Origin of the sequence: Arsenicicoccus piscis (assembly GCF_022568835.1) — a bacterium.
GTDB lineage: Bacteria > Actinomycetota > Actinomycetes > Actinomycetales > Dermatophilaceae > Arsenicicoccus > Arsenicicoccus piscis.
Genome location: NZ_JAKZHV010000006.1, coordinates 96325 through 110429 on the forward strand (window position 1 = coordinate 96325; position 14105 = coordinate 110429).

9 protein-coding genes are annotated in these 14105 nt (G+C 72.7%); 3 read left to right on the plus strand and 6 right to left on the minus strand.

Annotation, left to right across the window (positions count from 1 at the left end; genetic code table 11):
• Nucleotides 1-31: 31 nt before the first annotated feature.
• Together lipA and lipB are read right to left on the minus strand one after the other, a co-directional pair.
• A complete protein-coding gene (gene lipA, locus MM440_RS12115; protein ID WP_241444568.1) occupies nt 32-1048 on the minus strand; it encodes a lipoyl synthase in 1017 nt (338 codons plus the stop codon).
• A gap of 95 nt (nt 1049-1143) precedes the next feature.
• Nucleotides 1144-1863 (minus strand): lipoyl(octanoyl) transferase LipB, encoded by a 720-nt coding sequence (gene lipB / locus MM440_RS12120; protein WP_277626663.1) that lies wholly within the window; start codon nt 1861-1863, stop codon nt 1144-1146.
• Nucleotides 1864-1942: 79 nt separating this feature from the next.
• On the opposite strand from lipB, the gene MM440_RS12125 reads away from it, so the two are divergent.
• Nucleotides 1943-3478, plus strand: coding sequence for a serine/threonine-protein kinase (locus MM440_RS12125; protein ID WP_241444570.1), 1536 nt, complete (start codon nt 1943-1945; stop codon nt 3476-3478).
• A 24-nt stretch (nt 3479-3502) separates the two neighbouring features.
• On the opposite strand, the gene MM440_RS12130 is transcribed toward MM440_RS12125, so the two are convergent.
• The 4 genes from MM440_RS12130 to MM440_RS12145 all read right to left on the minus strand — a co-directional run bounded on the left by MM440_RS12130 (nt 3503) and on the right by MM440_RS12145 (nt 9343).
• Entirely contained in the window at nt 3503-4489 is a 987-nt protein-coding gene (locus MM440_RS12130) for a TIGR01777 family oxidoreductase (protein ID WP_241444571.1), read from the minus strand.
• Nucleotides 4486-6330 carry a 2-oxoglutarate dehydrogenase, E2 component, dihydrolipoamide succinyltransferase gene (gene sucB, locus MM440_RS12135; protein ID WP_241444572.1) on the minus strand — a complete coding sequence of 615 codons (1845 nt, stop codon included), beginning with the start codon at nt 6328-6330 and terminating at the stop codon, nt 4486-4488. The genes MM440_RS12130 and sucB overlap by 4 nt, the downstream gene beginning before the upstream one ends.
• A gap of 72 nt (nt 6331-6402) precedes the next feature.
• Nucleotides 6403-7809 (minus strand): dihydrolipoyl dehydrogenase, encoded by a 1407-nt coding sequence (gene lpdA / locus MM440_RS12140; RefSeq protein ID WP_241444573.1) that lies wholly within the window; start codon nt 7807-7809, stop codon nt 6403-6405.
• A 13-nt stretch (nt 7810-7822) separates the two neighbouring features.
• Nucleotides 7823-9343 carry a leucyl aminopeptidase gene (locus MM440_RS12145; RefSeq protein ID WP_241444574.1) on the minus strand — a complete coding sequence of 507 codons (1521 nt, stop codon included), beginning with the start codon at nt 9341-9343 and terminating at the stop codon, nt 7823-7825.
• A 99-nt stretch (nt 9344-9442) separates the two neighbouring features.
• Between MM440_RS12145 and gcvT the strand changes: the two genes are divergently transcribed.
• Both gcvT and MM440_RS12155 read left to right on the plus strand, forming a co-directional pair.
• Nucleotides 9443-10549, plus strand: coding sequence for a glycine cleavage system aminomethyltransferase GcvT (gene gcvT / locus MM440_RS12150; protein ID WP_241444575.1), 1107 nt, complete (start codon nt 9443-9445; stop codon nt 10547-10549).
• Nucleotides 10550-11456: 907 nt separating this feature from the next.
• A complete protein-coding gene (locus tag MM440_RS12155; RefSeq protein ID WP_241444576.1) occupies nt 11457-14036 on the plus strand; it encodes an HNH endonuclease in 2580 nt (859 codons plus the stop codon).
• Nucleotides 14037-14105: the final 69 nt, after the last annotated feature.

The following is a 14105-nucleotide window of genomic DNA, read 5'->3' on the forward strand; positions in this document are numbered from 1 at the left end:
CCGATCGTGGGGTGGGGTTCGGGACTGGTGACTAGGCGCGGCGCGCGAGCAGGGTCGCGGCCTCCTGGCGGGCCGGGGCGGGGTCCGCACCGCCGGCGAGGTGGGTGAGGTGCTCGGGCAGCGGCCGACCCCAGCGCGCCATGGCCTGGGTGTAGAGCCGACCGGCGCGGTAGGACGAGCGCACGAGCGGCCCCGCCATGACGCCCTTGAAGCCGATCTCGGCGGCGAGGTCGCTCCAGGCCACGAACTCCTCGGGCTTCACCCACCGGTCGATGGGGTGGTGCAGCTTCGACGGGCGCAGGTACTGCGTGATGGTGAGGATGTCGCAGCCCGCCTCGTGCAGGTCGCGGATCGCCTGCTCGATCTCGTGCTCCTCCTCGCCCATCCCGAGGATGAGGTTGGACTTGGTGACCAGCCCGGCCTCGCGCGCCATGGTCAGCACGCGCAGCGACTTGTCGTAGGTGAACGCGGGGCGGATCCGCTTGAAGATGCGCGGCACGGTCTCGAGGTTGTGCGCGAACACCTCGGGGCGGGCGTCGAACACCTGGCCCACGAGCCCGGGGCGCGCGCCGAAGTCGGGGGGCAGGATCTCGACCCCGGTGCTGGGGTTCAGCTCGTGGATGGCTCGGATCGTGTCTGCGTAGAGTGAGGCGGCACCGTCGGGCTGGTCGTCGCGGGCGACGCCCGTGACGGTGGCGTAGCGCAGGCCCATCGAGCGGATCGACTCGGCGACCTTGCGGGGCTCCTCGGGGTCCAGCGCCTGGGGGCGGCCGGTCGCGATGTCGCAGAAGTCGCACCGACGGGTGCAGGTGTCACCCCCGATGAGGAAGGTGGCCTCGCGGTCCTCCCAGCACTCGAAGATGTTGGGGCAGCCGGCCTCCTGGCACACGGTGTGCAGGCCGCCGCTCTTCACCATCGACTGGAGCTCGGTGTACTGCGGACCCATCTTGGCGGTGGTGCGGATCCACTCGGGCTTGCGCTCGATGGGCGTCTCGGCGTTGCGGGCCTCGACGCGCAGCAAACGGCGGCCTTCGGGGGCGATCGTCACGAGGATTCTCCTTGGTGCAGGCGGTCGGACCAGCGTACGCCTCCGAGGTGAGGCGAGCCTACGGCCGGCCCGCGCGGGCGGTCCGTGCCGGTCGGTCAGAGCAGCCCGACGGGCAGCGGCGTGGTGCCCTGGACGGCGCCACGGGCGCGGGCTGCCTCGTTGGCCTCGTCGGTGGTCATGTCGAACACCCGCGCGAGGTGGCGCTCGGCGAGGGGCAGGATCTCCTGGACCGTGACGTCCCGGTCGAGCTCGCGGCTGAGGCTGGTGACCCCTGCGTCGGCGATGCCGCACGGCACGATCTGCTGGGCCCAGCCGAGGTCGCAGTCGGCGTTGAGCGCGAAGCCGTGCATCGTCACGTCGCGCGCGACCCGGATCCCGATCGCCCCGACCTTGCGGTCGCCGCCACGGTCGTCGGCGAGCACCCAGACGCCGGATCGCCCGGCGACGCGGTGGGCGGCCACGCCGAGGTCGGCGCACACGCCGATCATCATGTCCTCGAGCCGGCGCACGTGGGCCACCACGTCCTTGTTGCTCGGCAGGTGCACGATCGGGTAGCCCACGAGCTGGCCGGGTCCGTGCCAGGTGATCTTGCCGCCGCGGTCCACGTCGATGACGGGCGTCCCGTCGAACGGCCGCTCGTGCGGCTCCGTGCGCTTGCCGGCCGTGAAGACGGCCTGGTGCTCGAGCAGCAGCACCACGTCGGGCCGCTCGCGCGCGACGACGGCCGCGTGCACCTCGCGCTGGTGCTCCCACGCCTGCTGGTAGTCCACGAAGTCCGGCGCGTAGCCGAGGTGCTCGAACTGCATGACGGTCAGCCTACGCCGCCTCGCCGAGGACCCCACCCCTGTGGATAACTCGCACGGGTGCCCGCAACCCCGGCGCAGACTGGGCCGCATGAGGCAGCCACCGCAGGTGCCGGGCTACGAGCTCGGGGAGGTGCTCGGACGCGGTGCGACGAGCACCTGCTGGGCCGCCCGCCGGGTCACCGACGGTGCGCCGTTCGCGGTCAAGGTGGGGCACGCCGACGCCGATCCACGCCAGCTGCGGCGCGAGCTGATGGTGCTCGCCCACGTCGTCCACCCGCACGTGCTCGCCATCCGCGAGGTGCTCCCGCTGCCCGAGGACCGGCTCGCCATCGTGCAGGACCTCGCCGACGGCGGCACGCTCGAGCAGCTCGTCGCGGCCCGCGGTCACCTGACCCCGGGTGAGATCGTCACCGTCCTCGCGCCCTGTGCCGAGGCGGTCGCCTTCCTGCATGCCTCGGGGGTCGTGCACGCCGACCTGTCGCCCGCCAACGTGGTCTTCGACTCTGCCGGTAGGCCTCTCGTGGGCGACCTGGGAGCGGCTCGCGTCTTCGGCGACATCCACGACGAGCGTTACGGCACAGACGGATTCATCGCCCCCGAGGTGCGCTACGCCGACAGCCCGGTCTCCGGCAGCGACGTGTGGTCGCTCGGCGCGCTGGGCTGGCACGCGCTCACCGGGCGCACCGTCGAGCCGTTCCAGGACCTCGGTGCGCTCGACGACCTGGCCCCCGACGCCCCGGTCGCCCTGCGGTCGCTGATCGTCGAGTGTCTTGCTGCCGAGCCGGGCGAGCGGCCCGCGGCCGACACGCTCGCGACGCGCCTGTTCGCGGCCTGCGACCCCGCCCCCGTGGAGCTGGGGGACCGATCGGCGTCCGCCACCTTGGTGACCCACCGGCTGCGCGCGCTCGCGGCGCAGGCGCCGCAGACCAAGCGGGTCCGTCGCCCGATGACTTGGCGCGACCGGGTGCTCCCGGTGGCGGTCGTGCTGATCGGTGGGCTGGGGCTCGGTGGGGTCGTGGGCTGGGCGGCCTTCGGTGGCGGGCGGCAGATCCTGACCGTGGGCTCGCCCTCCGGCGCCGGCAGCCCCGTGGTCCCCGCGGCCGGAGCACCCGAGCCGTCGTCGACACCCACGCCCACCCCCTCGCCCACGCCCACCCGCACGCCCACACCCACGACAACACCGACACCAACAACAACACCCACGACCCTGCCCACCCGCTGGCGCACGACCGAGCAGGCGCCACGCACGGCATCGGTGGCCCTGCTCGAGGAGCTCTTCGCCGACCGCGCGGCGGCGATCGAGGCCCGCTCGACGCAGGCGCTGACCCGGGTGGACCAGCCCGGGTCGCAGGCGGCCCGCCAGGACGAGGCGATCGTGGGCGCCCTGCTGGCGCGCAAGCAGCGCCTGGCCGACGTGGGATACACCGTGTCCGGGGTGCGGCTGCGGTCGCTGCAGGGCGACACCGCGGTGGTGCGGGCGACGGTGTCGCTCGATGCCTACCGGTGGATCGGGCCGGACGGGGTGGCGCGACCGCACGCGGGGGTGCCGAGCGCGCCGAGCGACTACGCGCTGACCTGGACCGATGCCGGGTGGCGGCTGCGGACCATCACGGCGGTGCGCTGACCGGCAGCGGTCGAGGTGGCCAGCTCAGCCGACGACGTACGCGACGCCGTCGGCTGGATCGGGCTGGGCCCACTCGAAGCCGCCGGCCTTGAGCACGGTCGGGCGCACGAGCTGCGAGCCGAGGATGTCGTCGGCGAACTCGCCGAGCACCAGCCGCAGCGCGACCGCCGGCGCGGGCAGCACGGCCGGACGGTGCAGCCGCCGGCCGAGCAGACGCATCAGCTCGCGCTGGTGGACGGGCACCGGGGCGACCAGGTTGACCGGCCCGGAGTACGGCTCGTCGATCAGCGCGGTCAGCGCCCGCACCTCGTCCTCGAGGGTGATCCACGGCCAGTACTGCCAGCCGGAGCCGAGCGGCCCACCGAGCCCGAGGCGGGCGAGCGGCAGGACCTGCGCCAGCGCACCCCCGTGCCGGGAGAGCACGATCCCGGTGCGTGCGAGGGCTACCCGAACGCCGGCGTCCGTGGCCGGGGCCGTCGCCGCCTCCCAGTCCTGGACCACGCCGGCGAGGAAGGTCGTGCCGGGCGCGGAGGTCTCGGTGAGCGGCTCCTCACCGCGGTCCGAGCCGTAGATCCCCACGGCCGAGCCGTTGACCAGCGTCGACCCGATCGCACCGGCGAGCAGGGCGCAGGTGGTGGTCGCGTCGACGCGGGAGCGGCGCAGCGCGACGCGGTAGTCGGAGGTCCACCGCTGGCCGGCGATGGGCGCGCCGGCGAGGTTGACGATCGCGTCCACGCTGCCGGGGCCGCGCAACCCCTCGACGCGGCCGAGGCGCCGAGCGAGGTCGACGACCGAGTCCTCGTCGTGGGCGGTCGGGTCCCACCGGACGTCGTCGGGGGTGGTGGGTGCGGCCCGGACCAGGCGCACGACCTGGTCGCCGCGGGCCCGCAGGTGGCGGACCAGAGCCGTGCCGATCAGACCGGTGGCCCCCGACACGACGACGCGCAGGGAACCCCGCTCGGAGCGGGGACCCTGCGCGTCGGTGACCACGGGGGCTACCTGGGTCGTCACAGCCCGAGGGCGGCGCCGAACTTGCCCTCCTCGAGCCGGGCCTTGACCGCGGAGAGGAAGCGACCGGCGTCGGCACCGTCGACCACGCGGTGGTCGTAGGTGAGGACGAGGTGCATCATCTGGCGGATCGCGATGGTGTCGTTGCCGAGGTCGTCGGTGACGACGACGGGCTTCTTGACCATGGCGCCGGTGCCGAGGATGGCGACCTGCGGCTGGTTGATGATCGGCGTGTCGATCAGCGAGCCGTTGGACCCGATGTTGCTGATCGTGAACGTGCCGCCACCGAGCTCGTCGGGCGTGACCTTGTTGTCGCGGGTGCGCGCAGCGAGGTCGGCGATCTTGCGGGCGATGCCGGCGATGTTGAGGTCACCGGCGTCCTTCACGACCGGGACGAGCAGGCCGCGCGGGGTGTCGACCGCGATGCCGATGTTCTCGGCCGCGTGGTAGGTGATGGTGTCACCGTCGACGCTCGCGTTGATGTTGGGGAAGGCCTTGAGGGCCTCCACCACGGCCTGGGTGATGAACGGCAGGTAGGACAGGTTGACGCCCTCACGTGCCCTGAAGTCGGCCTTGGCCTGGGCGCGCAGCGTGGCGACCCGGGTCAGGTCGACCTCGACGACGGCCGTGAGCTGGGCCGAGACCTGCAGCGACTCGACCATGCGCTGGGCGATCACCTTGCGCAGGCGCGACATCTTCTCGGTGGTGCCACGCTTGGCGGCGACCTCCGGGGCGGCCGAGGGCACCTTGGCCGAGGCCGAGGTGTCGACCGCAGCGGCCGGAGCCGCAGCGGGGGCGGCAGCAGCGGGAGCGGCGACAGGAGCCGGGGCCTTCGCGGCCTCGGCGGCGTCCAGGACGTCCTGCTTGCGGATGCGGCCACCCACGCCGGTGCCCTTGACCGAGGCCAGGTCGACGCCGTTGTCGGCGGCGAGCTTGCGCACGAGCGGGGTGACGTAGGACGACGCGTCGCTCTCGGCAGCGGTCGCCGGGGCGGACGGGGCGGCAGGAGCGGACGGAGCAGCGGGAGCCTTCGGCGCCTCCTGCTTCGGAGCCGGGGCCTCGGCCTTCGGCTCCTCCTTGGGCGCCTCGTCCTTCTTCTCCTGCTTGGGGGCCTCCTGCTTGGGCGACTCCTGCTTCGGAGCGTCCTGCTTGGGGGCATCGCCGCCGGAGACCTCGCCACCGATCACGCACAGCTCGGCGCCGACCGGGACCGTCTCGTCCTCCTGGACCAGGATCTTGGTGAGCTTGCCCGCGGCAGGGGAGGGGACCTCGGTGTCGACCTTGTCGGTCGAGACCTCGAGGAGGGGCTCGTCCACCTCGACGTCGTCGCCCTCGGCCTTGAGCCAGCGGGTCACGGTGCCCTCGGTCACCGACTCGCCGAGCGCCGGCATGGTGACGGTGTCGCCACCGGAGACCGAACCACCAGAGCTGACGGAGTCGTCCGAGCTGGACGAGGACGCAGCCTCGGCGTCGGCCTCCTCGGGCTCCTTCTCGGTGGACGGCTCGACGGGGGTCTCGGCCGCGGTCTCGTCGGTCGCGGGCTCCGCGGAGTCGGACTCCTTGGCGGCCTCGGTGGCCGAGCCACCGCCGGAGCTGTCGGCCTCGGACCCGTCACCGATCACGCAGAGGTCGGAGCCGACCGGCACCGTCTCGTCCTCCTGGACGAGGATCTCGGTCAGGGTGCCCTCCACGGGCGAAGGAACCTCGGTGTCGACCTTGTCCGTCGAGACCTCGAGGAGCGGCTCGTCGACCGCCACCTGGTCCCCGACGTTCTTGAGCCAACGGGTGACGGTGCCCTCGGTGACCGACTCTCCGAGGGCCGGCATGGTCACGCGTTCAGACATCTGGTGGTTCTCCTTCGGTGAGCCGTGATGTTCGGATCGAACTCTCCCGAGCACTCTACTGGGTGCTCGCGATCATGGGTGGGCGTGAAGAGGCTTGCCCGCCAACGCGAGCGCCGCCTCTCCGAGGGCTTCGTTCTGGGTCGGGTGGGCGTGCAGCAGCGGGGCCACCTCGTCGGGCCAGGCCTCCCAGTGGTAGAGCAGGGCGGCCTCCCCGACCTGCTCGCCCATCCGGGCTCCCACCATGTGGACCCCCACGACCGGCCCGTCGGTGCGCCGGACCACCTTGACGAAGCCGGTGGTGCCCAGGATCTGCGAGCGACCGTTGCCGGCGAGGTTGTAGTCGTAGACCTCGACGTCGCCGAACGCCTCGCGGGCGGCCGCCTCGGTGTAGCCCACGGACGCGATCTCGGGGTCGCAGTACGTGACCTTCGGTAGGCCGAGGTCGTCGACCGGTGCCGGGTCCAGCCCGGCGATCGTCTCGGCGACGAGGATGCCGTGCGCGAACCCGCGGTGCGCGAGCTGCGGCCCCGGCACGAGGTCGCCGACTGCGAAGACGCCGGGCACCCCTGTGCGGCAGTGGTCGTCGACGCTCACCAGACCGCGCTCGAGCGTCAGGCCGAGCTGCTCGTAGCCCAGGTCGGCACTCACCGGACCCCGGCCGACGGCCACGAGCAGGACGTCGGCGTCGAGCGTCGAGCCGTCCGCGAGCTCTACCTGGACCTGCTCGTCGCTCTGGGTCGCACCGGAGAGCGCGACACCGGTGCGGACCGTGATGCCGCGCTTGGTGAACGCGCGCTGCAGCGCCTTGGAGATCGCCTCGTCCTCGGCCGCGACCAGGCGCGGCAGGGCCTCGACGATGGTGACCTCGCTGCCGAAGCTGGTCAGCGCCGACGCCAGCTCGACGCCGATGACGCCGCCACCGAGCACGATCGTGCGGGCCGGGACGGTGTCCATCTCGAGCAGCTGGTCGGAGGTGACGATCCGGCCGCCGATCTCGAGACCCGGCAGCGTGCGCGGCGCGGACCCGGTGGCGAGGACCAGGTGGCGGCCGGTGACCTGACGCGTCGCGGCGCGGCCCTCGCCGCTGGTGCGGACCTCGACGGTGTGCGTGCCGTCGCCGGACCCGACGACGCGACCGTCGCCGTTGATCACGTCGACACCGGCCCCGCGCACGAGCCCCTGCAGGCCCTTGTAGAGCCGGTCCACGACGCCGGACTTGTAGCGCTGGAGCGCCGGCACGTCCACGGCGTCGAACGTGGCCTTGACCCCGAAGCGCTCGGATTCCTTTGCGCCGTCTGCGATCTCGGCCGCGTGGAGGAAGGCCTTGGTGGGGATGCAGCCGCGGTGCAGACAGGTGCCGCCGACCTTGTCGCGCTCCACGAGGGCTACGGTCAGGCCCAGCTGACGAGCACGCAGGGCGCAGGCATACCCTGCGCTGCCCGCACCGAGGACGACGATGTCATAGGTGGTGTCGGTCATCGCAGAGCCTTCCTCAGCGCACCGACCCGCGCTCCGCGAGCCGCTCGGCGACGCCCAGCAGGGTGCCCGTGCCGAAGCCGGTGCCGCCCTTGCCGAACGGTCCGCGCGGGGTGCTCGTGAACGACGGGCCGGCGATGTCGAGGTGCGCCCAGGGGAGCTGGGTCCCGTCCTCGGCCGTCGGCACGAACTCCCGCAGGAACAGTCCCGCGTGGAGCATGCCGCCCTCGCGGCCGCCCTTGTGGGCGATGTCGGCGCACTCGGTGTCGAGCGCCTTGCGGTAGGACTTCGGCAGCGGCATCGGCCACAGCTCCTCGCCGTCCTCGGCACCGGCCGCGAGGACGAGCGCCCGGAACGCGTCGTCGTTGCCCATGACCGCGGCGATCTCGTGCCCGAACGCGATCACCTGGTGACCGGTCAGGGTGGCGATGTCGATGATCGCGTCCGGCTTCTGCTCGCCGGCCGCGGCGATCGCGTCCCCGAGCACCATGCGTCCCTCGGCGTCGGTGTTGCTCACCTCGACGGTCATCGAGCTGCGCATGGTGACGACGTCGCTCGCGCGGTAGGCCGACCCGCTCGGCATGTTCTCGGCGAGCCCGAGCCAGCCCGTCACCTTGATGGGCAGGCCCAGCTCGGCGATCGCGAACACGGTCGCGGCGACCGCTGCGGCACCGGCCATGTCGGACTTCATCTCGTACATCCCGTTGGCGGGCTTGATGTCCAGGCCGCCGGAGTCGAAGGTGATGCCCTTGCCGACCAGCGCGAGGTGCACCTTCGCCTTGGCCGGCGCGTAGGTCATCGAGACGAGCCGCGGCTTGTGCTCCGAGCCCATGCCCACGGCGAGGATGCCGCCGTAGCCACCCTTGATCAGGTCCTGCTCGTCGAGCACCTTCACGCTGACCTTGGTGCCGGCGGCGTCCGCGCGCACCTTGTCGGCGAACGTCTCGGGGTAGAGCAGGTTGGGCGGGGTGTTGACCAGGTCACGGGCGTAGGCGCTCGCCGTGGCGGCGGCCTCGGCCCGGGCGAGCAGTGCCTTGACGGGCCCCTGCTTGGCCCGCGGCGTCCAGACCGTCAGCTCGCCGACCTCGGCCGGGGTCTTGGACGTGCCCCGGACACCCTGCTGGCGGTAGGAGCCGAGCAGAGCGCCGAGCGTCGCCGCCTCGAGCAGCTCGTCGGAGGCGTCCTGGTCGGCCCCGAGCGCGACGATCACGCGACCGCCCTTGGTGAGGCTGCGGACGGCTGCGCCGATGGAGCTACGCAGGACGGTGGCGGTCTCCTCGGTGGCGAGCTCGCCGAGTCCGGCGACCGCGACCAGAGGGGCGTCGACACCGGGGACGGCGGCCAGCAAGGTGGCCTGGTCGGCCCCGGTGCTGGACGCGAGGGCGGCCAGCTGGGCGTCGAGGTGGGCGACGGCCTCGTCGGGCAGGTCGGTCGGTGCGAGGACGCGCGCGATGCCGTCCGTGGTGGCGGCGGTGAGGACGAGGACGTCCACTACCGAGGCGTCGAGCGGGCGTGAGGTGGCGCGCAGTGTGGGCAACGGACATCCTTCGTCGATGGCGGCCGATCGGACCGTGAGCAGCGGTCCGACCCGAGGTCCGGCCATGGTAGCGGTCGGGACGCCGATATCGTCAGGGCCATGAGCGCTGCGACGAAGAAGTCACCCGTACACGACCGCCACGTGGCCCTCGGCGCCAAGATGGCGGACTTCGGCGGCTGGGACATGCCGATCGAGTATCCCGGGGGAGGGGTGCTGCGTGAGCACACCGCCGTGCGGGAGACCGTCGGCCTGTTCGACGTCTCCCACCTCGGCAAGGCCGTGGTCCGGGGACCGGGCGCCGCGGACTTCGTCAATCGCTGCTTCACCAACGACCTGCACAAGGTCGCGCCGCCCAAGGCGCAGTACACCCTGTGCTGCGACGAGGCCACCGGCGGAGTCGTCGACGACCTCATCCAGTACTACGTCGACGACGACCAGATCTTCCTGATCCCCAACGCCGCCAACACCGCGGAGGTCGTCCGGCGCCTGCAGGCCGAGGCGCCCGAGGGCATCGAGGTCACCGACGAGCACACGTCCTACGGCGTGCTGGCCGTCCAAGGTCCCCGCTCCGCTGAGGTGCTCGAATCGCTCGGTCTGCCAACGGATCTCGACTACATGTCCTTCGAGCAGGCGACGTGGCAGGGGCAGCCGGTCATCGTGTGCCGCACGGGCTACACGGGTGAGAAGGGCTTCGAGCTGCTGCCCACGTGGGACGCCACGCCCGCCCTGTGGGACGCACTCGTCGCAGCGGTCGAGGAGCGCGACGGTCGCCCCTGCGGCCTCGGCGCGCGCGACACCCTGCGCACCGAGATGGGCTACGCCCTGCACGGGCACGAGCTGAGCATGGAGATCACCCCGCCGATGGCGCGCACCGGCTGGGCCATCGGATGGGACAAGCCGGCGTTCTGGGGCAAGGACGTGCTCGAGGCGCAGAAGGCCGCCAAGGACTACCACCTCACCTGGGGCCTGCTCGCCGACGGCCGCGGCATCCCGCGCTCGGGCTGCGCGGTCAAGGACTCCTCCGGCGCCGCGATCGGCGTCGTGACCTCCGGCACCATGTCGCCCACGCTCAAGCAGGGCATCGCCATCGCCCTGCTGGATCGCGGTGTGCGAGAAGGAGACTCGGTGGTCGTCGACGTGCGCGGCCGTGAGCTCCCGATGACGGTCACCAAGCCGCCGTTCGTCCCCTCGCACGTCATGGACTAGCTGGGCTGGTTGGTGGCCCGTCGCGGGCTGGGTCCGGTGCTGGGCTGCTGCGGCTGGCTACTTGTCCGTGTGAGGGGTGTCCTGTGCTGCGCTGGGTGTTCGTCACTCGGTGCGGGACAGGGCGCCCTGCCGCCCACCCGCGCGCGCAGCCGCGCACGTTGCGGTAATCCGCGCACGTTCCAGTAATTCGCCGCCCTCCCGACCCTGCGCACCACACGCGTTCCTGCGCGTCATACGAGTTCCTCCGCACCTCACCACACCCAGCGCGTAGACCGCCGGCGCGGCCACGAGGTCAGTGCCAGGGGTCGCGCGGACAGCTGCCCCGGGCCGTAGCCGTGCACGTTCCCGTGACTCGCGCGCGTGCGGAGTTCGTCGAGCTGGCGCCCGACCGGCTGGCCCCGGTGCACGCGGAGGACCCCGCGCTGGGCAGCCTCCCAGGTCGCCACCCCAGCCCGCCACCAACACAGTGGCAGTCTGCTGGTCACATCTGACGTGCAGACCCCCACTGTCGTGAGTTCCGTGATCCGCGCCCGCCCGACCCCGCACCTCACGCGTTCCGGCGCAGGCAGGGCGTTCCTGCGCGCCGTCGGCGGCCGCCTCCGTCCCCGCCCACGCCCACGCCCACGCTAGGTGACGATAGCGTTGGGGTGGGTGGGCGTTCGGGTGAACGCCCACGCTCCCATGAGGGCCTGTGCGGGGCTGGTGGGGGTTCTGGCCGGTCGAGTCGTCGGGCCTGTGATCGCCTGCCCAGGCCCCTCCCGGCGACCGTCAGCTGCGGCGTGCCGGGAAGCCCGTTCCGTGGGGTGCCGTTCGTGGTGACGGTGGGTGTCGAGGCTGCGGTCGGTGACCTGCTGGTGGGCGAATGAGGGACTACCACGCTGCTGGTCCGATCGTTAAAATCGTAGTTATGAGCGGACAGCCCCACCACAGTCTCCCGGACGCCGTCCGGGCGCTGCGGGGCGTGCCCGGAAGCCCCCTCGGCACCCTCGTCGGTGCGTTCGCCGACGAGGCCGGGATCGGGTTCGACGAGCTGACCGGCCTGACCGAGTCCGTCCTCACCCTGGACCAGCACGGCGCCGCGGCGCTGGCCGTCCATGGTGAGGACGCGGCGATGCTGTTGACGCTGTGTCAACAGACCATCGCGTTCCTGACGTTGACGCAGGCGTTCACGGTGCACGCGTTGACCAAGGCGACCGCCGAGCAGCGCCTGACCGTGGAGCACGGTCCGGGGGCGACACCGTCGGCGTCGGCGCGGGGCCGCGCGGCCGGGCGGGCGAGGACCGCGGTCGTGGGGGAGGCGGTCGCGTCGTGCGGGTTCGACCCCGCCCAGCGGGCGTTGGTGTCGCACCTGGCAGGGATGGACGCCGATCGGACGCAGGTCGCAGCGCGGCTCCTCGCCCAAGGCGTGTTGACGGGGCCGATGGTCGCCATGTTGTTGTCGAGGCGGACCGAGCACCTCACCGACTCCCAGGTCGCCTGGCTCACCCGCCACTGCGCCGACCTCACCCACCCCACCACCAACGACCACCACAACAGCGACAGCAGAGACAGCACCGACAGCACCGACCGTGACAGCAACGTCAGCGATGACGGCGCCGGCGCTGGGGCCTGCGAGACAGGCGTCCACCGTGACGACACCGCTGCGGCGCCCGCCGGCAGTGAGGGTGAGGGTGGCCGGTTGCGGTTGGTGGGGTCGTTGTCGCGGCGGGAGCGGGTGGCGTTGGCGCGCCGGCAGGCGTTCGCGGAGGCGTGCGACTGGACCGACGCGGACTGGGTCGACCCCGACACGGCGGTGCCGTCGTGGGCGGTGTTCCGCGACCGGTTCGACCAAGGCCTGGCGTGGCTGCTCGCCGACGACCCGGACATCGCGGGGGACTACGAGACAGGCATGGCCGCCCGGTGCGTGTCGTCGCGACTGGACCCCGAGGGGACGGGGTCGTTGACGGTCACCGGCGACGGTGTCGCGGTCGCCGCGGCCCGCAACCGGGTGCACCGCCTCGCCCGCCGGTTGCGGCAGCTGGGGGATGAGCGGACCGTCGCGCAGATCGCGGCCGACCTGACATTGACGCTCCTCACGCACGGGTACGTGACCTGCCCCCACTGCGGCCACACCATCACCACCACCCCCACCAACAACAGCAGCGGCAGCACCGCCAGCAGTACGGGCCAGGTCGCCGACGGCGGTCCGGCCGGCGGGTGCGGCGGGGTTCACGACGACCGGGCCGACGGCGGCGGCTGCGATGGCAGCAGCGGCAGCCAGGCCGCCGCCGGTGGTCGGGCCGGCGCCTGCGCTGGGGTCCACGACGGCGCCGACGAGGGGGGCGGAGCCCCCGAGCCGGCAGGCGATACGACAGCCGAGCCTGCGTCAGCTGGGCCGGGGCCAGAGGATGCGAGGCCAGCGGGGTCACCCCCGGCAGCATCGGCAGGGCAGAGCTCAGCAGGGTCGGGGGCTGATGGTGGGTTGGACGTGTTGCTGCCGTACCCGGACCTGCCCGAGGACCGCACCCCGCCCCTCGACGAGGGGCTGGGCAAGGCCGTCGCCGACGGGCTCGCGCCACCCGCCGTGACCGTTCACGTGACCGTCTCGCTGGAGACCCTGCTCGGCATGACACAGCTGCCCGCCCGCATGGACTCCGGGCCCGTCCGCGCGTGGATCCCCGCACGGCAGGCCCGCGCCCTGGCCCTGACGCTCGGTGGGACGTGGCAGCGGATCGTGACCGACCCCGCCACCGGCGTCGCCCTTAACACCGCCGTCCGCTCCTACCAGCCCGGACCCGCCACCCGAGCCCACCTCGTCATGCTCGACAACGGCTGCCGCGCCCCCGGCTGCACCACCCGCCACGACCTACAGCTCGACCACCTCCAACCCCACGCCACCGGCGGCCCGACCAGCGGCGACAACCTCCACACCCTCGACCACCAGCACCACCAGCACAAGAGCAACGCCACCTGGCACGCCACCCCCGAGCACGACCAAGGGGACGACGGCCACCCGGACCGGCGCGACGGGCACGGGGACGGCCAGCAAGGCTCGGGGTCGAGCTCCGGCTCGGGCGCGGGATCAAGCTCCGACGCAGGGTCGGACTCGGGTGACGGCTCGTTGACGGACTGGCCCGGGCGGCGGGTGCGCTGGACGTTCCCGTCCGGACGGCAGGCCACCACGAGTCCGCACCCCTACCCCCGCCCCGAACACCTCACTGCGCCACCACACGGGTCGCTGGACCGACACGCCGAGCTCAACGACTACGAACGAGCCCTCGTCGAAGAGACCTACGACCCCTGCCTACCCTTCCCCCGCCAACCCGCAGCACCATGGAACCCCACCAACCCCACCAGCAGCGGACCCGCCACCGGACACCTCCCGGACAGACGCGAGGACGCCCAGGCAGACGGCACGGCCGACGGCAGCGGTGCCGATACCCGGCCCGAGCCCGCCCAGCCCATCCCCTGGACGCAGACCGACTACCCCGAGCAGGCACCCTTCTGACCCCGGCCGAGGGAGTGTCCGATGAACGGTGTCAGCGGCGGTGTCATTTGCAGCGCACCTCGGTGGCCG